This window comes from Arthrobacter nitrophenolicus (genome assembly GCF_000332815.1).
GTDB classification, from domain to species: domain Bacteria; phylum Actinomycetota; class Actinomycetes; order Actinomycetales; family Micrococcaceae; genus Arthrobacter; species Arthrobacter nitrophenolicus.
Map to the genome: position 1 here is coordinate 15,578 of NZ_AOFD01000048.1, position 17,840 is coordinate 33,417.

At 66.2% G+C, this 17,840-nt stretch carries 19 protein-coding genes; 17 read left to right on the forward strand and 2 right to left on the reverse strand.

Annotated elements, in window-relative coordinates; genetic code table 11:
- Window positions 1-212 precede the first annotated feature (212 nt).
- The 6 genes from G205_RS15640 to G205_RS15660 all read left to right on the forward strand — a co-directional run bounded on the left by G205_RS15640 (window position 213) and on the right by G205_RS15660 (window position 7,621).
- Complete coding sequence (locus G205_RS15640; protein WP_009358838.1) at window positions 213-1,670, forward strand: DUF3375 family protein; 1,458 nt, start codon at window positions 213-215, stop codon at window positions 1,668-1,670.
- On the forward strand, window positions 1,663-2,466 hold the full coding sequence (locus G205_RS15645) for a DUF4194 domain-containing protein (protein WP_009358839.1): 804 nt from the start codon (window positions 1,663-1,665) through the stop codon (window positions 2,464-2,466). The genes G205_RS15640 and G205_RS15645 overlap by 8 nt, the downstream gene beginning before the upstream one ends.
- Window positions 2,463-5,927 carry an ATP-binding protein gene (locus tag G205_RS15650; RefSeq protein ID WP_009358840.1) on the forward strand — a complete coding sequence of 1,155 codons (3,465 nt, stop codon included), beginning with the start codon at window positions 2,463-2,465 and terminating at the stop codon, window positions 5,925-5,927. Before G205_RS15645 ends, G205_RS15650 begins: the two co-directional genes overlap by 4 nt.
- Window positions 5,928-6,111: 184 nt before the next feature.
- Complete coding sequence (locus tag G205_RS23040; protein ID WP_235046967.1) at window positions 6,112-6,519, forward strand: hypothetical protein; 408 nt, start codon at window positions 6,112-6,114, stop codon at window positions 6,517-6,519.
- Between the two features lie 71 nt (window positions 6,520-6,590).
- Entirely contained in the window at window positions 6,591-6,791 is a 201-nt protein-coding gene (locus G205_RS23045; RefSeq protein WP_235046969.1) for a hypothetical protein, read from the forward strand.
- A gap of 80 nt (window positions 6,792-6,871) precedes the next feature.
- Window positions 6,872-7,621, forward strand: coding sequence for a hypothetical protein (locus G205_RS15660; RefSeq protein WP_035753383.1), 750 nt, complete (start codon window positions 6,872-6,874; stop codon window positions 7,619-7,621).
- Here G205_RS15660 and G205_RS15665 read toward each other — a convergent pair.
- On the reverse strand, window positions 7,612-8,109 hold the full coding sequence (locus G205_RS15665) for an FBP domain-containing protein (RefSeq protein ID WP_009358842.1): 498 nt from the start codon (window positions 8,107-8,109) through the stop codon (window positions 7,612-7,614). The two genes, G205_RS15660 and G205_RS15665, sit on opposite strands and share 10 nt — an antisense overlap.
- A gap of 352 nt (window positions 8,110-8,461) precedes the next feature.
- Here G205_RS15665 and G205_RS15670 point away from each other — a divergent pair, with 352 nt between their 5' ends.
- The 6 genes from G205_RS15670 to G205_RS15695 all read left to right on the forward strand — a co-directional run bounded on the left by G205_RS15670 (window position 8,462) and on the right by G205_RS15695 (window position 14,758).
- Window positions 8,462-9,553: an iron-siderophore ABC transporter substrate-binding protein gene (locus G205_RS15670; protein WP_009358843.1), complete on the forward strand. Its 1,092-nt coding sequence runs from the start codon at window positions 8,462-8,464 to the stop codon at window positions 9,551-9,553.
- 64 nt (window positions 9,554-9,617) lie between these two features.
- Window positions 9,618-10,655 carry a FecCD family ABC transporter permease gene (locus G205_RS15675; protein WP_235046970.1) on the forward strand — a complete coding sequence of 346 codons (1,038 nt, stop codon included), beginning with the start codon at window positions 9,618-9,620 and terminating at the stop codon, window positions 10,653-10,655.
- A 14-nt stretch (window positions 10,656-10,669) separates the two neighbouring features.
- Entirely contained in the window at window positions 10,670-11,713 is a 1,044-nt protein-coding gene (locus tag G205_RS15680; RefSeq protein WP_035753391.1) for a FecCD family ABC transporter permease, read from the forward strand.
- A 1-nt stretch (window position 11,714) separates the two neighbouring features.
- Window positions 11,715-12,527 carry an ABC transporter ATP-binding protein gene (locus G205_RS15685; RefSeq protein ID WP_009358846.1) on the forward strand — a complete coding sequence of 271 codons (813 nt, stop codon included), beginning with the start codon at window positions 11,715-11,717 and terminating at the stop codon, window positions 12,525-12,527.
- 44 nt (window positions 12,528-12,571) lie between these two features.
- Window positions 12,572-13,609, forward strand: coding sequence for a siderophore-interacting protein (locus G205_RS15690; RefSeq protein ID WP_407710477.1), 1,038 nt, complete (start codon window positions 12,572-12,574; stop codon window positions 13,607-13,609).
- 285 nt (window positions 13,610-13,894) lie between these two features.
- The gene (locus G205_RS15695; protein ID WP_009358848.1) at window positions 13,895-14,758 is read left to right on the forward strand and encodes an SGNH/GDSL hydrolase family protein; all 864 of its coding nucleotides are present in this window, start codon (window positions 13,895-13,897) and stop codon (window positions 14,756-14,758) included.
- Here G205_RS15695 and G205_RS15700 read toward each other — a convergent pair.
- Window positions 14,755-15,060: a YciI family protein gene (locus G205_RS15700; protein ID WP_009358849.1), complete on the reverse strand. Its 306-nt coding sequence runs from the start codon at window positions 15,058-15,060 to the stop codon at window positions 14,755-14,757. The genes G205_RS15695 and G205_RS15700 overlap by 4 nt on opposite strands.
- Before the next feature lie 74 nt (window positions 15,061-15,134).
- On the opposite strand from G205_RS15700, the gene G205_RS15705 reads away from it, so the two are divergent.
- From G205_RS15705 to rpsN, 5 genes are all read left to right on the forward strand, one after another.
- Window positions 15,135-15,614, forward strand: a complete 480-nt coding sequence (locus tag G205_RS15705; protein ID WP_009358850.1) for a MarR family winged helix-turn-helix transcriptional regulator — start codon at window positions 15,135-15,137, stop codon at window positions 15,612-15,614.
- A 64-nt stretch (window positions 15,615-15,678) separates the two neighbouring features.
- Entirely contained in the window at window positions 15,679-16,440 is a 762-nt protein-coding gene (locus G205_RS15710; RefSeq protein ID WP_009358851.1) for an SGNH/GDSL hydrolase family protein, read from the forward strand.
- A gap of 272 nt (window positions 16,441-16,712) precedes the next feature.
- Complete coding sequence (rpmB, locus tag G205_RS15715; RefSeq protein ID WP_009358852.1) at window positions 16,713-16,949, forward strand: 50S ribosomal protein L28; 237 nt, start codon at window positions 16,713-16,715, stop codon at window positions 16,947-16,949.
- Window positions 16,949-17,116, forward strand: a complete 168-nt coding sequence (gene rpmG, locus G205_RS15720; RefSeq protein WP_003798558.1) for a 50S ribosomal protein L33 — start codon at window positions 16,949-16,951, stop codon at window positions 17,114-17,116. Before rpmB ends, rpmG begins: the two co-directional genes overlap by 1 nt.
- Window positions 17,117-17,118: 2 nt before the next feature.
- On the forward strand, window positions 17,119-17,424 hold the full coding sequence (gene rpsN, locus G205_RS15725; protein WP_009358853.1) for a 30S ribosomal protein S14: 306 nt from the start codon (window positions 17,119-17,121) through the stop codon (window positions 17,422-17,424).
- Window positions 17,425-17,840 lie beyond the last annotated feature (416 nt).

Genomic DNA, 17,840 nt, shown 5'->3' on the forward strand with positions numbered 1-17,840 from the left:
GTTGCGGTGGCGAAGATCAGTAGCAGAAGCGTAGGGGTACTTCTTCGCGGGGGGCCAGAGCCCCGGCGTCCGGAAACAGCTGTTGATATGGGATCGAAATCCTACGGCGCAGTAGGTCACGGAGCGGTCGCGGCTGCTGGGTTAACCTTGTAGCTGGCAGTTTTCCGTTCCAAGCCGCCGCCCCCGCCCCGTAAACAGCCCAAGGAGAGTGTGTGCCCCGCTCCGCCAGGTCATCAGCTGACGCCATCAGCGCCCGGCTCCGGGACCTCGAACTCCTCACCAAAGGGCCCGCCTGGGCCCTGACGCGCTCGGCGCCCTGGGTGATCGCGGTGCTGCAGGCATCCTTCACCCGCACCCGTCCGCAGGCTCCGCTTGAGGAGTTCCACGCCGACGTCGACTCCTTCCTTGAAGAGCTGCGCCGGCAGGATCCCGGGCTGGGCGGCGGAGCCAACGGCAAATCCTTCGGCGATGAGTGGACGCGCCGCCAGTTCCTGACCCGACGGAACCAGTCAGGCCAGATCGTGTACGAGGTGACCGAGCCTGCCGCCCGCGTCCTCGCCTTCCTGGACAGCCTGTCCAGCGAACGCTCAACCCTCAACGGCTCCCGCCTGGGCACCCTCCTGGGGGACGTGGAAAAGCTCGCCAACGAGACAAACCCGGACCAGAGCGCGCGCCTCGAATCCCTGGAAGAGGAGATCGAGGAACGCCAGCAGCTGATCCAGGACATCAGCAGCGGCGAGTTCGACGGGCTGCTGGACGATGACGAAGCGGTGGAGGCCGCCGGCAACATCCTTGACCTCGCCGCGAGCCTGCCGGCGGACTACAAGAAGATGCGTGACCGGATCGAGGAGCTGGTGGGTGAGCTGCGCAACCAGATCATCGAGGAATCCCTGACCAAGGGCGCCACCATGGCCCAGGTGCTGGAGGCGGACAAGCGGCTCCGCCAGAGCCCGGAGGGCAGGACCTTCCGCTCGTTCACGGCCTTCCTTGAGGATCCCCAGCAGCAACTGCGGTTCCGCTCCGCCATCGGCGAGGTGCTGAGCCGGCAGTTCGCGGACGAGCTTTCCGCCGAGGACCGCGAAACCCTGAAGAACCTGGTGGCTGAACTGCGCCAGCAGCACAGCCAGATCCAGCGCATCTACGGCAAGCTCAGCGAAAGCCTCAACACTTACATCCAGAGCGACGACTTCCGCCAATCCCTCCGCCTCCGCCAGGTCCTGCGCGAGGCCGAGCAGGCCATCCGCGCCCTGCCTTATGAGCGCGACCGCCCGGGGCTGGTGCCGGGACCCGTGCTCTACAACGCGGGCTTCGAGTCCCTCTCCATGGTGAAACTCTTCGACCCCGACGAGTTCGCCGCCCCGCCAAAACTCGCGGACCCCATCGCCTTCAGCGACTCGGACAGGGTGCGCTCCGTGCGGACGGGCAAGGCCAAACCCCAGGCCATCCGCTTGGCAATGGCAGGTGCCGAAACCCTCGCGGAGGCGTGGCAGAACCTGCCGCCCGAGGAGCAGCACATCAACAGCATCCGTGCCCTCCTGTCGGAAGCCCTGCACGCCGGGGCCGACTTCAACCGCGGGGCCTGGGATGGCCTGGATTTCGAACAGATAGACGGCACCACGCGCAGGGCCTACCTGCCCATGGTCACGCTCGCAAAGGATTCAAATGACTGAAGAAATCACGACGCCGGTGGTTGAGCCCGTCGAAACCAGGGAAGCCCCGATTTCGACTGGCTCAATCACCGGAGCAGTCACTCCGCGCGACACGTTCGTTGACGGTGCTGCCCTGTTCCCCGGGGACACCGGCGTGCTGTCCATGAAGGTGCGGCAGGCGCTGGTGAAGCTCCTGAAGGGCCCGTACATCGACGGCGGCCGGGACGAGAAGCTGTGGACGGTGCTGCTGGACAACCAGGTGATCCTGCGGAGCAGGCTTTCCGAGCTGTTCCTGGCCATGCAGCTGGACCATGAGCGCAAGATCGCGGTCCTGCGCCCGGTGGATCCGGAGGTGATCGGCGGCGGCGCCCGCTCCAGCATCCTGCGGCAACAACGCGCACTCAGCCGGGTGGAGACCATCGTGCTGCTCCGGCTGCGCCTGCTGCTGGACCGACACGTCACGGCCCAGACGGATCCCACCATCACCCGCGAGGAGATCGCCGACCTGGTGGCCCACTACCAGCCCGCCGGCCAGCAGGACGCCCTGCGCGACTCTGACGTCGTCACCCGCGCCGTCACCAAGCTCCTGGCCCGCCAGCTCCTGCTTCCCACGGGCCTGGATGATGTCTACACCATCTCCAACGCCCTGCCCCTGGCCCTCCCGTTCGAAAACATCGGCGACATCCCGGCCCACATCGAAGCCCTGGTGGCAGCATCAGCAGACCAGTCAGGAACAGAACCCCTCCTCGACCTCGACGCCGATCCGGTGGTTGAGCCCGTCGAAACCGAGGAAGACGAAGCGGAGTCAGCACAGTGAGTATCGCCAGCATGCTTCCGATGGGCGAGGTGACCAACCCGGGCCAGATGCGGCTTGCGCTGGTGCAGGTGGTCAACTGGGGAACCTTCCACGGGGCGCACACCATGCACGTGGACCGGGACGGCACGCTGCTCACCGGCAACTCCGGCGTGGGCAAGTCGACGCTGTTCGATGCCATGCTCCGGGTGTTCGATGCCCGGCCGCGGTCCAACGAAGCGGCGGCGCAGCGTTCGGGCGGGGCCGTGGAGGACAAGCGGACCACCTTCACCTACATGCGCGGCAAGGTGGGTGACAAGGCCGTGGGCGAGGGATCGGCGAGTGCGTTCCAGCGCCCGGGTGCCACCTGGTCCGCCGTCGCGCTGACGTTCGACAACGCGGCCGGCACCAGGGTGACGGTCTCGGCGCTGTTCGACCTGCCGAAGAACGGCACGGAATCCAGCGTGGGCCGGTTCTACCTGATCGACAGCACGCCCCTGGACCTGGAGGCCGTGGAGGGCATCGCCGACAAGCGGTTCACCAAGGCTGTGCTTGAGTCGACGTTCCCGCACGCCCAGGTTTTCGACGTGCACAAGGCTTTCGCCGAGCGCTTCCGCCGCCTGCTGGGCATCAACTCGGACCAGGCGCTTCCGCTCCTGCGCGTCATCCAGGCGGGCAAGGGACTGGGCGGCAGCGTCAACACGTTCTTCCGCGACCAGGTGCTGGATGCGCCCGCCACCCTTGCCGCCGCGGACGACGTGGTGGAGGAGTTCAGCAACCTGATGTCCATCCGGCAGCGGCTGGAGGACGTACGGCAGCAGCGCGACCAGCTGGCTCCCGTTCCAGGGCTGAACCGTGAGTATGCGCAGTCGCTCCTGGACGCGAACCGGCTGCGGGAGCTTGCCGGCGAGGAGTTCGAGGCGTACCGGCAGCGGCTGGCCGTCACGGTCCACGAGAAGACGCTGGTCCGGTTCAAGGAGCTGGCCCAGGCGAAGGCCAAGGAGCTTGGGGCCGAGCGCGCCGTCCGGGACGGCCTGGCCAAGGAACTGCGCCAGCTGGAGACCGACTACAACAGCCAGGGCGGCAACGCGATTTCCGCCATCGAGCAGTCGCTGGAAAACGCCCGGGTGGGGTTGAAGCTCCGCCAGCAGGTGGAGGAATCGGCCCAGCAGGCGCTCGCCGACGCCGGGTTGCGGCTTGAGTGGACGGCCGGGGGCTGGGAGCAGGCGCATGAGCAGGCGGCGGCACGGTCTGCCGAGCTGAAGGACGATTCGCAGGCCCTGCAGGAGCTGCGGTTCGAGGCCTTCGACGCCCACGCGACGAAGAAACGCGAACTGGCAGCGGCTGAGCAGGAACTCGTCTCACTGAAGACGCGCAAGTCCCTGCTGCCGCCGTCGAGCATTGAAAACCGTTCCGCGATTGCTGCCGCCACCGGCATCCCGGAAGAGCGGATGCCGTTCGCCGGTGAGCTGATGGACCTGGCTGAGGGGGAGGAGCGCTGGCGGCCGGCGGCCGAACGCGCGCTCCGCAGCCTGGCCACCACGCTGCTGGTTCCGGGCGAGCACTTCGCCGCCGTCACGCGGTACCTGAATGACAACAAGGTGCGCGGCGCCTTGCGGGCAGTGGATGTCTCCAAGCCGCTGGCCGGCGGCGCGCTGGCCGTGGAGGACGTGCGCGACGGCGACCTGCTCACCAAGCTGGACATCCTCGCCACGGGTGCGGCTGCTGAACCAGGGGCATGGATCCGGGAACGGATCGCCCTCGACTTCGCCTACCCCTGCGTGGAGGACCCCGACGAACTGGCCGGGCTGGACAAGGGCCTGAGCCTGGGCGGCGTAGTCAAGCGAAACCGCCACACCGTGGAAAAGGACGACCGCTTCACCAGCCGGCAGGATTACGTCCTGGGCTTCGACAACGCCGCCAAGCTGGAACTCGTGGCCGGCCAGGTGGAGGATCTCCGGCAGGAAGTGGCCAAGGCCGCCGAACTCGCACAAAGCCGCGAGGATTCGCACCAGGGCATGAGCCGGCAGCTTGACGCCCTGCGCCGCATCGCGGAGGACGACCGCCCGTGGGAACAGGTGTCTGCCGCGGTGGCAGCGGATGAGCTGGCGCGCATTGAGCAGCGGCTCAAGGACGCCCTTGCCGCCCAGGCCGACCTTGAACCCCTGCGCGCCACCATCGAGGAGGTACGCCAGAAGCACCAGTCCAGCACGGAGGCCGCCGCGGTCCTGCAGAGTGAGTACAAGGCACTGGACCGGCAGCTGACCGCCGCCGATTCCATGCTGGAAGGCGCGCGTGAACGCCTGGCCCAGTCGCCGCCGTCGGACGCCACGGTTGCCGCGCTGGAACCGTACTTCGCCGACTTTGGCGACGTGACCGAAATGCACGAACTGGACAACCTGGCCAACCGGGTGCGGACTGCGCTGCTGGGCGAGCTGCATGCGGCCGAGTCCCGCGGGCAGGCCACCGCCGAGCGGCTGACCCGTATCTTCGAGGGCTTCGTACGGGACTGGGGGAGTGCCATCTCCGCCGACCACGGCACTTCCATCGGTGCTGCCAGTGAATTCGAAAGCCGGTACCACGCGATTGTGAGCGACGGGCTGCCGGCGCAGGAAGCCGAGTTCCGGCAGTTCTTCAACCAGCGCACGCACGAGTCCTTCAGCACCCTGCTGCACCTCCTGGACGAGGAGCGCCGCTCCATCACCAGCCGGATCCTGCCCCTCAACGGCATCCTGTCGCAGGTGAACTTCCACGAGGGCAGCTACCTGGAACTGGACATCAAGCAGACCCTGCCGCCCACGGCCAAGCAGTTCAAGGACGCCATCCAGAACGCGCTCAAGGCCCGCCACGCCCGGCCTTCCCGTCCCGATGCCGCGGGCGGGGACAAGAACGACGACGACGAGCTCACCGCGCGCTACAAGTCGCTGGAGACGCTGGTGAAGCGGTTGGGTTCGCAGGCGCCGGAGGACCGGCGCTGGCGGGCCGAGGTGCTGGACGTCCGTGGACACCTGTTCATCCAGTGCAAGGAGCACCGTGAGGTGGCCGGAACCCCGTCAAACGGGAAAAACAGCGGCAAGAAGACCGACGTCTTCATGCATGCGGACACGGGCTCCATGTCCGGCGGTGAGCGGCAGCGCTTCACCGCCTTCATCATGGCCGCTGCCCTGAGCTACCAGCTGGGCATCGCCGAACAGGGGTTCACCACGTACGGCACTGTGATGATGGATGAGGCCTTCGTCCTGGCCTCGGAGGAATTCGCCGGTGCCGGCATCAAGGCGCTGCACGAGTTCGGATTCCAGCTGCTGCTGGCTGCCCCGGAAAACGTGATTGACCTGTCCCGGCACCTGGGCTCGGTGACCGAGATCCTCCGGGACCGGCGCACCAACCGGTCCGGCGTCCTGACAGCCCCGGTGATCAAGCCCCGGCCTGGTGAGGAGGGGGCCTGGCGGTCCGAAGCCAACCCGGTGGATATCGTCCTCCGCTGATCCGAAACCATATATAACAAATTGATGGATTTATTGCTCCGGCTCTGGTGGGCTGCGATTTTGATGTGCCACTCTTGGCTCTACCAACCACCTCGCCTTAGTAAATCCCATAGGTACTGCGGACAATCTGGGGTTCCGCACTGTTCCCCAAGAGGACGATGGCGTCATCTTGAAAGGCATTCCGATGCACCCACAACAACGAGCATCCTTCCTCCTGGCCGCGGTCGCTGCGGCGGCGCTGTCCCTCGCGGGCTGTGCTGCCGGCACCCCTGCGGGGAGCGCGTCCCCGGCGCCCTCCGCCTCAACGGCCGCGCCCAGCCCGGAGCCGTCCATTGTTCCCGCCGCCACCTCCTCTCCCGTGCCCCAGGGGCCGGAGGCCTTCACGTTCGCAGACGGCCGCCTGTCATTTGCGTACCCGGCGGGCTGGAGCGTGAAGCACGAGCAGGTGTCAGCGTCCCCCGCCGTGGAGACGGCGACCGTCCTGGATGCCAGCGGCAAGGAGCAGATCGCCGTGTACTACAGCCAGGTCGGCGACGCCACGGCCGGAAACGTCAGCAGGAACATCATTGAGACGGATCCGGTGCCAGGCTGATCGGCGCCTCCGTTCCCACACCCAGTTCTTCGTTCTTCATTGATCGCGCCGATGGCGTGGTTACTTACCGGATGGGACTCACGCCAGGATCGCCCGTCTCGCCCGACGGGCAGGTGCAATACGGCCTCGTCAGAATCGGCGACCGCATTCTGACCGCAGATGTGCTGTTCGATGAACCACGGTTCGAGGGTCCTGAGGCGGCGCAAACCTGGTACTGGAGTGCCGAGGGCCGGGCCCTGAAGTCCGTGCTCATGAGCTTCTCCTACCACTGACCGGCAGTCAGGGAAGCCCGTCCTGGCATTCCGCCAGGGCGGGCTTCCGCACCACATCCCTTTTACTGGAAGGCACTTACATGCGCTCGGCACGACGTGTGATCTTTTTCCTCGCGGCTACTGCCTCCGCCGCACTGTCGCTGACCGGCTGCATGGCCAATGCCGAGCCCGGAAGCGGCGGCACAGCCACGGGCCCGGCGTCGCAATCGGCCCCCGCCCCGCAACCGGCCCTGCCCGGCGTCACCACGTCCCCTGCCACCACACCGGTAGAGGAAGCTGCGCCGGCCGCCCCGCCTCCGTCGTCGGCTTCCGCTCCAGCCCCCGCCGCTTCCGTGACCTATACCTTTCCCGATGGCCGCCTGGCCTTTGCGCATCCGGCCGGCTGGCGGGTGGCGCACAGCCAGGGTGTGGAATCACCCTCCGTTGAACATGCCACCGTGTATGACGCCGCCGGAAACGAACAGATCAGGATCTTCTACAGCGAGGTGGGCGGTGCCGTTGCCGGCCCCCTCACCAGGACCGTGTTCTTTTCAGAGCCGGTCCCGGGGTTGCAGGGGCAGTCAGGCCCGGCGGACACCCATGCCTCTTTCTATGTGGACAACATCTACGGCGAACTCCATTACAAGTTGTCCCTCACTGCAGGAGCGGCCCTCTCGCCTGACGGCAGGGAAGTTGCTGACGCTTCCATCATCGGCGGAAACCGCATCCTGATGGCCGGCGTCGTATTCACCGGAGGCCCCTTTGCCGGCGACGAGGCGGCGAAGGCGTGGTTCGCCGGCGCAGAAGGACAGGCCCTCAAAGAAGTGCTGATGAGCTTTTCCTACCGCTGATCCTGCACCCGACCCAGGAACTGGGCGGTGCGGTCCTTCAGGCCTTCAATCTGGCGAAGGACGACGGCGGCAGGGTCCGGATTGATCTCGTTGGCCGGCGGTTCCTTGCGCACGTTTCCGCAGCACAGGAAGTCGGCGCAGATGAGGGTGCCTACGGTGTTGCCGTCGCGTCCGGACTGGCCGGCCCGCCTGGCCACCCACAGGAGCACGTCCTCCTTGGAAAAGACGTCCCGGCAGAGCTCGCAGAGGACTGAACGGTTCTTCCGGGCGCCGCCTTCGGGGGCACGCAGCATGATGCCGGTCAGGCCCTTGGGGCCGGGGACTACCAGGTACCCGCGGAGGGGCATCTTCCCGTCCCGCCAGCCCAGGAACTCGAGGTTGTCCCAGTCGAGGGAGTCGAAATCCTTGGGCAGGTTGAGTTTGGCCGCCTCGGAGCGGCTTGCATTGATGAAGGATGCCCGGATCTGTTGGGGCGTGACTGATTGCATGGCTGTACTTTCGTAAGAGATTGGACCCGATGGTGGGTCAGGAAAAAAGGGGTCAGTCATTCCCCGCGGAGCAGGCCAAAGCGGCCGCCCCGCTTCCCATGGCAGCGGCGGCGCCCAAGGCCCTGCGCGTGCACATTTCTCCGTGTATCCCGTCTCTTCTGCCGGCTGGCTGGCCACTTGCGGAACCAGCAGTGTCATCCTGCCAAAAGAGGCATGCCCTGTCCAAGGCAGCGGCACGCGCCTGTCCTTGTGTCCTTCGTCACGATGGGGAATAAGACACGTAAACGTTGCGTAATGCAGTGGAGGGTAGGCTAGCCTTACTTAAGTTCGCATCGTTCACTTAAGGAGTTCCGTGACTTCCCCCCTCTTCACAGGCCTTAGTGCCACACGCCGCACGCTGTTCAAATCAGCCGGCAAGGCGACGGCTGTTCTGGCCGCAGCGGCACTCACCCTCTCGGCCTGCTCCACCGGCCCCGCGTCCTCCACCACGGACGCCGGCGCCTCCAGCTCCAGCAGCTCGCAGTTCCCGGTCACCATCGAACACGCATTCGGCAAAACCACCATTGAGAAGCAGCCCACCCGCGTAGCCACCGTCTCCTGGGTCAATGACGACGTCGCCATTGCCCTGGGTGTTGTTCCCGTTGGTGTCCCCAAGAATGAGTGGGGCGGCAACGAGCAGGGCTCCACCCCCTGGAAGGACGCAGCCCTCGAGGAGCTCGGCGCCGGCTTCGGCTCAGACAAGGCCCCGGTCCAGTACTCCGAGGCGGACGGCATCAACTTCACCGAGATCGCCAAGCTCACCCCGGACGTCATCCTGGCCGCCTACTCGGGCCTGACCGAAGAGGACTACAAGAAGCTCAGCGAGATCGCACCGGTCGTTGCCCACCCGGAACTGGCCTACGGCACCTCCTGGCAGGACTCCACCTCCATCATCGGCAAGGCCCTCGGCAAGGACGCCGAAGCCACCAAGCTAATCTCCGACACTGAGGCCACCATCAAGGAGAAGGTCGCCGAGTACCCGCAGATCGAAGGCAAGAGCTTTATCTACGGCAACCTGGAGCCGGCCAAGGGTGACGGTGTCAACGTCTACACGGCCAACGACAACCGCCCCCGTTTCCTCTCCGACATCGGCATGACGCTTGCCCCCGTGGTGGAGGAAAACTCCAAGGACTCCAAGGAGTTCTTCATCCCGTGGTCTGCCGAGAAGGCAAATGAGCTCGAATCCGACGTTTTCGTGACCTGGGTTCCGGATTCCTCCACCGCGGACGCCATCAAGGCCGACCCGCTGCTGAGCCAGATCCCCGCCATCAAGAACGGTGCCCTGGTTGCAGATTCGGACAACACGCTGACGCTGTCCATCTCCGCCGCCTCCCCGCTGAGCCTGCCGTGGTCGCTGGACACGTTCCTGCCGCAGCTGGCCAGCGCAGCGGACGCAGTGAAGTAAGCACCGTTCCGTGACGCACAGTACGACGACGGCGGCCTCCCGGGGAGGGGACACCGGCACCGCGGTGCAGGTGAAAGGACCGAAGGGTCCCTCCCGCGGCCCCGCCTCTGGAGGAAAGCGGGCCGCCTGGCTGCTGGCCGCCGTCGTCGTGCTGGCGATCCTGGCCGGGGCGTCCCTGGCCATTGGCGCCCGGGGCATTCCCCTCGGCACCGTATGGGAGGCGCTGACCTCCTTTGATCCCGCGAACGGGGACCACGCAGTAGTCCACGCCCGGATCCCCCGGACCGTGCTCGGCCTCCTGGCCGGCGGCGCGCTGGGCCTCGCGGGCGCGGCCATGCAGGGCGTCGCCCGCAACCCGCTCGCCGATCCCGGCATTATGGGCGTTAACGCCGGAGCCGCACTGGCAGTGGTGACCGGCATCTACGTCTTCGGGGTCGCCACCTTCTCCGGCTACATCTGGTTCGCCTTCATCGGCGCCGCGGTTGCCGCCGTCGTGGTGTACCTCATCGCATCGCTCGGCCGGGACGGTGCCACGCCCGTAAAGCTGGCACTCGCCGGTGCCGCGCTCAGCGCAGGCCTCTACTCATTGATGAACGTCATCCTGGTCTCCAGCCAGGACACCCTGGACCGTTTCCGCTTCTGGCAGGTGGGCGGCGTGGCCGGCCGTGACTGGTCCGTAGTCATTCCCGGGATACCTTTCCTGGCCGTGGGCGCCGTCATTGTGCTCCTGACCGGACGCATCCTCAACAGCCTTGCCCTCGGCGATGATATTGCCCGGGGACTCGGCCAGCGCGTGGGCCTGACCCGCGCGGTCACTGCACTGGGCATCGTCCTGCTCTGCGGGACGGCCACCGCCCTTGCCGGGCCGATCGCCTTCGTTGGCCTGGTGGTTCCGCACGCCGTCCGGTTCCTCACCGGACCCGACTACCGGTGGATCCTGCCGTTCTCCCTGGTGGCTGCTCCCGTGCTGTTGCTTGCCGCCGACATCATCGGCCGGGTTGTGCTGCTCCCCGGCGAAGTTCCCGCAGGCATCATGACCGCCCTTGTGGGTGCTCCCGTGTTCGTCTGGCTGATCCGCCGCGGGAAAGGGGCCGGACTGTGACCCTCGCCCCCGTGATGGAGCAACGCCGCGGCCGCCTGTCCCTGAACCGGACCGCCGTGCTGGCTGCCGGCGTCGTGATCCTGTTTGCGGTGTACGTCCTGCTCGGCAGCTACACCGTCACCATCCCGGACTTCTTCAGGATCCTGGCCGCGCACCTGACGGGCGGCGAGAAGATTCCCGGTGCCAGCTTCATCGTTATGGAAAACAAGCTTCCGCGGGCGGTCATCGGCACCATGATCGGGCTCGCGTTCGGCCTCGCCGGTGCGCTGTTCCAGACAATGCTCCGTAATCCGCTGGCCAGCCCCGACGTCATTGGGATCAGCTACGGTGCCAGCGCCGCCGCCGTCATCGCCATCGTGATCTTCGGCGCGTCCGGCGCGGTCGTCTCCGGGGCGGCCCTGGCCGGTGCCCTGGCCGTGGCCGGGCTCATCTACGCAATCTCCGCCGGGGGAGCCCTGCGCGGAACCAGCCGCGGCAGCGCTGCCGGCAACCGGCTGGTCCTGGCCGGCGTGGGCATCGCGGCCGCACTCCACGCGGTGGTCAACTTCCTGATGACCCGCGCCGATATCCGCACCGCCGCCGACGCCCTGGTCTGGCTCAACGGCTCCCTGAACTCCGCCAACTGGGACCGCGCCGGCGTATTGTTCTTCGCGCTGGTGGTCCTCATCCCCGCCGTGGCCGTCATCGCCGGGCCGCTGCGCATCCTTGAACTCGGGGACGACGCCGCCGCCGGCCTGGGCGTCCGCGTCAACGCGTCGCGCCTCGCCCTCGTGATCATCGCCGTCACCCTCGCGGCCGTCGCGACGGCGGCAGCGGGCCCGGTAGCGTTCGTCGCCTTCCTTGCCGGGCCCATCGCCCGCCGCTTCACCGGCAAGGCCAGCCTCCCGGCGTCGGCCCTGGTGGGCGCGCTCATCGTCCTCGCGGCCGACTACTTCGCCGCCAACCTTGCCCCGCTGCTGCTGGACGGCACCGTCCTGCCGGTCGGCGTCATCACCGGCGCGCTCGGCGCCCCCTTCCTGCTGTGGCTCCTGGTCACGGCCAACCGAAAGGACGCCTGACGTGGCTGTTCTCAATGCCAAGGACCTGACGCTGAAATACGACCAGCGCTGCGTGGTGGACGGCCTGAGTGTCGAAATCCCCGAGGGCAAGGTGACCATGATCGTCGGCGCCAATGCCTGCGGGAAGTCCACGCTGCTCCGCGGCCTGTCCCGGCTCCTGAAACCCGCATCCGGTGCCGTCACGCTGGACGGGAAGGACATCCACTCCCGGCCCGCCCGTGAGCTGGCCCGTATCCTGGGCCTCCTGCCGCAGCACCCCACTGCTCCGGACGGCATCACCGTCCGCGACCTGGTGGGCCGCGGCCGCTACCCGCACCAGGGCTTCTTCCGCAGCTGGAGGGAGGGGGACGACGCCGCCGTCCAGCGCGCGCTGGAAGCAACCGAGACGCTGGCCCTCGCCGAGCGGGACGTGGATGAACTCTCCGGCGGGCAGCGGCAGCGGGTGTGGATCGCCATGGCCCTCGCCCAGGAAACCGACGTCCTGCTGCTGGATGAACCCACCACCTACCTGGACCTCGCCCACCAAGTGGAGGTCCTGGACCTGGTGACGGACCTGAACCGCAAGCGCGGCACCACTGTGGCAATCGTCCTGCACGACCTCAACCTCGCTGCCCGCTACGCGGACAACGTCATCGCCATGAAAGCAGGCGCCGTGGTGGCCGTGGGCAACCCGCGTGAGGTGGTCACCGAAAGCCTGGTCCGCAGCGTCTTTAACCTCGACTCCCGCGTCATCCCGGACCCCGTGTCCGGAACACCCCTGATCATTCCCATCGGCCGCCACCACGTCCCCACCGAACTGGAGCTTGTTTCATGAAGACCCGAGATGCTGCGTCCGCCAAGCCGATGAACACCAAGCCGATGAACACCAAACCGATGAACACGGAGCCGATGACCCTGGCGTTCGAGGTCACCGTCTCATCCGTCCAGGAACTCAGCCCCAACTTCCGCAGGATCACGTTCGGCGGCTACTCGCTGCGGGACTTCGGCGTCCACGGGGGCACCCTGGACCTGCGGATCAAGCTCATGATCCCGTCCCTCGCCGCAGACGGCACGCAGATTCCGCTGCCGGTCTTCGAAATGGCCGAGGCAGGGTGGTACCGCGAATGGCTGGAGATGGACCCCGCCGTCCGCGGTTCGATGCGCACCTATACGGTCCGGCAGGCCCGGCTGGACGCCGTGTACCCGGAGATCGACGTCGACTTCGTGATGCATTTCGATGACCACGGCCACGGCGGTCCGGCTGCCAACTGGGCCCTCAACGCCAAGCCGGGCGACGCCATCACCATCATCGGCCCGAACAACCGCGCCGCGCACTGCGTCACCGCCGAGATCTACTCCGGCATCGAATGGCGGCCCGGCCTGGCCCAGCGGATCCTGCTTGCCGGCGACGAAACGGCTGTCCCGGCCATCTCCGCCATCCTGCAAAGCCTGCCGGAGTACATGACCGGCCACGCCTTCCTCGAGGTCCCCGAGGCGGGCGACTTCCTGGAACTCACCTCACCGGCCGACGTCGAAATCACCTGGCTGGCCAGGGGCGCGCAGATCGGCCGGTCCCGGCCGCACGGAGAACTGCTGCAGGAAGCAGTCCGCAAAGCCGTTCCCGTACCCGGCTGGGTGGGGATCAAAGAAGTGGACGGCGGCGCCGGACCCGAGCCCGAGGACGTCAACGTGGACGTGGACATCCTCTGGGAAACCCCGTCCCGCATGGAAACGTCCGAGATCATCGCCACCAAGAACCCGGACATGCCGGCCGGTGCCATGCCCTTCTACGCGTGGATCGCCGGCGAAGCAGCCGTCATCAAGGACATGCGCCGGTACCTCGTCCGCGACGTGGGCATCGACCGGAAGCAGGTTGCGTTCATGGGGTACTGGAGGCAGGGCAAAGCCGAGGGCTAAGCCCCTCCGCCTGGTTGGGTCACCGTGACTGCCGGCTTGCCGTCGCTTAGACACCTCCCGCCGCTTCCTTCGGCCGCGGGCGGCCTCATTCAGCTCTGGTCGGCGATGCGCTCCTACGCAAGCCGCCAGTCACGGCTTATCCGCACGTCACCAAACGCCCGCTCACATCTGGCTGCTAAAACCTGGACTCGCGCTCACGTTTGGCGGCGTAAACCCGGACGCTCTCGCACTTACTGTTCATCCCGGCGTCGTACTTCCTTTTCTTTTGGTGGCTAGGTTGGCGCTGTGGTGCGTGAACCTTTGCTTCCTGACTTCGGGCGGCGGGTGTTCGTTGCCCTGGGGGACTCATTCACCGAGGGAGTGGGGGACCGGGACGAGCGGCTGCCCAACGGGGTCCGGGGCTGGGCCGACCGCGTGGCGGAGAAACTCGCCAAGGCACAGCCGGGGTGGAAGTACGCAAACCTGGCCATCCGCAGCAAGCGGCTCCGGCAGATCATCGATGAGCAGCTGGAGCCTGCGTTGCAGATGCGGCCGACGCTGGTCACCCTCTACGCCGGCGGCAACGACATCCTTGACCTCAAGACAGATATGGCTGTGCTGATGGCTGACTATGAGGAGTTCGTCCGCCAGTTGGCGGGAACCGGAGCCACCGTTGTGCTGTTCACCGGCTTCGACGTCAAGGTGTCCGCGCTGCTCGAACCGCTGAGGAAGCGCAATTCCTTCTACAACCAACGCGTCCGTGACATAGCCGCCAAGTACGGGGCGGTCCTGGTGGATTACTGGTGCCTGGATGCCTTCCACGACCGGCGGATGTGGGACTCGGACCGGCTCCACATGTCAAAGGCCGGACACAAGTACCTGGCCGGGCAGGTGCTGGACCAGCTGGGCGTGCCGCACAAGATCAAACCCATGGACTGGGAGCCGCCAACGCCTGTCACGCTGCGGGAATGGGAACGGCGGCAGCGCCGCTGGGTGAACGACTGGGTCCTGCCGCTTTTCGGACGCAAGTTGCGCGGCGTCACGTTGGGGGACCAACTGAGCCCGCGCTGGCCCCAACCGGTCAAAGTCCCCAGGAAAGGCGGGCTGAAGAAGCTGGCGGCGGAGTCGTTCGACGGCGGCACCGCGCGGCAGCCGACCCAGCCGTCTTAGCTGGTGGCTGGGGGAGGAGTGTCCAGCAGGTTCTCGAAGCCCGGCGCCACCCGGCCGGCGTGGAACTCCACCACTTCGAAATCGGCCACGCCATTGGTGTAGAACGGGTCCTGCGCCAGGCTGGCGTCCAGCGTGGCGCGGTCCGCCCGGGACAGCAGCAGCCCGCCGGTCCGGGGAACCTTGCGGCCTGCGGCGATGAAGACGCCGTCGTCGAATGCTTTCTGCAGCCAGCTGATGTGCGCGTCATTGTGGAAATCGACGATGTCCTGCGGAACCCGGTAGGTCAGGGAGACAACATACATGCGCCATAGCCTACCGGCGCCCGGACAGCCGGGCCCGGGGGCTTCGCTTGAAAGATCAATCGTAGAATATGGGAATGACCGAACCGCGGTGGCTCAACCCCGATGAACGACGTGCCTGGCTGGCCCTGGTGAGCATCAACACCCTGCTGCCCGCAGCCCTGGACACAAAACTGCACGCTGCCGGCAAACTCTCGCTGTTCGACTACACCGTTCTGGCAATGCTGTCCGAGGCGGACGAGCGGTTCCTGCCCATGAGCGAACTCGCTGCCCGGAGCAGCGCGTCCCTGTCCCGGCTGTCCCACGTGGTGACCAAGCTGCAGAAGCGCGGATGGGTGGAGCGCCGGCCGCATCCCCACGACGCCCGGGTCACCATCGCCCACCTCACCGATGAAGGGATGGCCACCATCGTCGGCCTGGCGCCGGACCACGTGGAATCGGTACGCGACCTCTTCCTTGACGCCCTGACCGAGCAGGACGTCCTGGACCTCGCCCGGATCGGCGAAAAAGTTGTGGGCCGCCTGGACGCGGACCACTGGATCCTCCGCGAAAACTAGTCACCCGACCGCGGGGCTCCCGCCCGGTTGGTTGCTCCCGGCAACGGATGGCAAACTAGCCGCTATGGATTTCACCTCCCGGTTCGTGGCCCTCGGCGACTCCTTCACCGAAGGGGTGGGCGACGACGATCCCACCCGTCCCAACGGCGTCCGGGGCTGGGCTGACCGGGTGGCAGAGCAGCTTGGTGCTGCGGACCCGGGATTCGGCTACGCCAACCTCGCCATCCGCGGCAGGAAGCTCCGGCAGATCCTTGCCGAACAGGTGGACGCCGCCGTCGAGCTCAAACCCACCCTGGCGAGCATCTACGCGGGCGCAAACGACATCCTGCGCCCCCGCATCGACATCGACGACCTGCTGGCAGAGTACGACGACGGCATCCGTAAGCTGGCTGCCACCGGCGCCACAGTGCTGATGTTCACCGGATTCGACGCCCGCGGCTCCAAGGTCTTCGGCACGATGCGCGGCCGCACAGCCATCTACAACGAGCTGGTCCGCGGCATCGCAGGTGATCATGGGGCCCTTCTGGTCGACTACTGGCGCTTCAGCGAGTACTACGACTGGGGCATGTGGGCGAAGGACCGCATGCACATGTCCGCTGCGGGGCACGCCAATATGGCCAAGCGGGTGATGGAGGTGCTCAAGTATGACCACTCCATCGACATCCCGCCCATGACCCCGGTACCGGAACTTCGCGGTGCCGAGGCCCTGCGCGCCAACGCCCAGTGGTTCCGCGAATACGCCGGGCCGTGGGTGGTCCGCCGCGTCACAGGCAAATCGTCGGGAGACAACCTCTCGCCCAAGTACCCCCAGCTGACCCGGCTTTAGGCGCACGGCAGGTGCCGCCGTCGGGCCCGCTTATACACCCATTTCCCCCGGATTGGTCTTTAATTGCGCGAACTCGTAGACTTGGTAGGCGCTAAGTGCGCGGAGCGTGCGCAATTGCTCCGGTTGCCCGGTATTTTCTCCAGGGTGGCCGGTAGTTAGGGGCTCAAGTTGCGTGACTAACCGTTCGCCCTTCTTTATTTTTGGGTCGCCCTTAGCAGCATGGTCCAGCAGCAGATATGCGGATCATTACATTCAATTCTTGAGGAGAAGTCATGGCAGCACACTGCCAAGTGACCGGGGCCGAGCCGGGCTTTGGGCACAGCATTTCGCACTCGCACCGCCGCAACAAGCGCCGGTTCGATCCGAACATCCAGAAGAAGCGCTACTGGGTTCCGTCCCTGCGCCGTAACGTCACACTGCAGGTCTCTGCTCGTGGCATCAAGACCATCGACGTACGCGGCATCGACGCAGTCGTCGCCGAAATCCTGGCTCGTGGGGTGAAGCTCTAATGGCAAAGGACAAGGACGTACGTCCGATCATCAAGCTCAAGTCGACTGCGGGCACGGGTTACACCTACGTAACCCGCAAGAACCGTCGTAACGACCCGGACCGCCTGGTCCTGAAGAAGTACGACCCCAAGATCCGCCAGCACGTCGAATTCCGAGAGGAGCGCTAAACATGGCTAAGAAGTCCAAGATTGCTCGCAACGAGCAGCGCAAGGTCATCGTTGAGCGTTACGCTGCCAAGCGCCTCGAACTGAAGAAGACCCTGGTTGACGAAAACGCAACCGACGAAGCACGCGAAGCAGCCCGCCTGGGCCTGCAGAAGCTGCCCCGCAACGCGTCCCCGATCCGTCTGCGTAACCGCGACATCATCGATGGCCGCCCCCGTGGCACCTTCCAGAAGTTCGGCATCTCCCGTGTCCGCTTCCGCGACATGGCCCACAAGGGCGAACTCCCGGGCATCACCAAGTCTTCCTGGTAATCCCGCAAAGCTGATACCAGCTGCTCGGGAAGGGCCGGCAACCATCACGGTTGCCGGCCCTTTCTTGCTTTAACCCACAGCCGGAACTGCCGGAGTTCGGCCTGTGTTGCAGCCCACAGGAAGTTATTGCGACGGCGGGTGGTGGTTTGGGGGTTGTGGTGGGTGGTTTTGGCGCGTGTTTGCGGGGTTTTGGTGGGGTGGTGGGGTCGGGTTGCGGTGGGGTTCGGGGGCGTGTATTGTTTTCTGAGTCGCCGCGAGGGAGACAGCGAAGAGCTGGTTACCGCGGGCGGCCAAACCCCCTAAAACTAAGACCAAAACTGGTGGCTCGTCAGGGCGCCGGAAACTGGTTGGGGGCGGTCGAGAGGGACGCGGATCGCGGAAACGCTGGTTTGCAAAGTTCTTTGAAAGCCGGTAAC

What these genes read in the sequence shown, in the direction of transcription:
- G205_RS15645 (WP_009358839.1), top strand. Translation starts at nt 1,663, where the DNA reads ATGACTGAAGAAATCACGACGCCGGTGGTTGAGCCCGTCGAAACCAGG.
- G205_RS23040 (WP_235046967.1), top strand. Translation starts at nt 6,112, where the DNA reads ATGCACCCACAACAACGAGCATCCTTCCTCCTGGCCGCGGTCGCTGCG.
- G205_RS23045 (WP_235046969.1), top strand. Translation starts at nt 6,591, where the DNA reads ATGGGACTCACGCCAGGATCGCCCGTCTCGCCCGACGGGCAGGTGCAA.
- G205_RS15660 (WP_035753383.1), top strand. Translation starts at nt 6,872, where the DNA reads ATGCGCTCGGCACGACGTGTGATCTTTTTCCTCGCGGCTACTGCCTCC.
- G205_RS15665 (WP_009358842.1), bottom strand. Translation starts at nt 8,109, where the DNA reads ATGCAATCAGTCACGCCCCAACAGATCCGGGCATCCTTCATCAATGCA.
- G205_RS15680 (WP_035753391.1), top strand. Translation starts at nt 10,670, where the DNA reads ATGGAGCAACGCCGCGGCCGCCTGTCCCTGAACCGGACCGCCGTGCTG.
- G205_RS15690 (WP_407710477.1), top strand. Translation starts at nt 12,572, where the DNA reads ATGAACACCAAACCGATGAACACGGAGCCGATGACCCTGGCGTTCGAG.
- G205_RS15700 (WP_009358849.1), bottom strand. Translation starts at nt 15,060, where the DNA reads ATGTATGTTGTCTCCCTGACCTACCGGGTTCCGCAGGACATCGTCGAT.
- G205_RS15705 (WP_009358850.1), top strand. Translation starts at nt 15,135, where the DNA reads ATGACCGAACCGCGGTGGCTCAACCCCGATGAACGACGTGCCTGGCTG.
- G205_RS15710 (WP_009358851.1), top strand. Translation starts at nt 15,679, where the DNA reads ATGGATTTCACCTCCCGGTTCGTGGCCCTCGGCGACTCCTTCACCGAA.
- rpmB (WP_009358852.1), top strand. Translation starts at nt 16,713, where the DNA reads ATGGCAGCACACTGCCAAGTGACCGGGGCCGAGCCGGGCTTTGGGCAC.
- rpmG (WP_003798558.1), top strand. Translation starts at nt 16,949, where the DNA reads ATGGCAAAGGACAAGGACGTACGTCCGATCATCAAGCTCAAGTCGACT.
- rpsN (WP_009358853.1), top strand. Translation starts at nt 17,119, where the DNA reads ATGGCTAAGAAGTCCAAGATTGCTCGCAACGAGCAGCGCAAGGTCATC.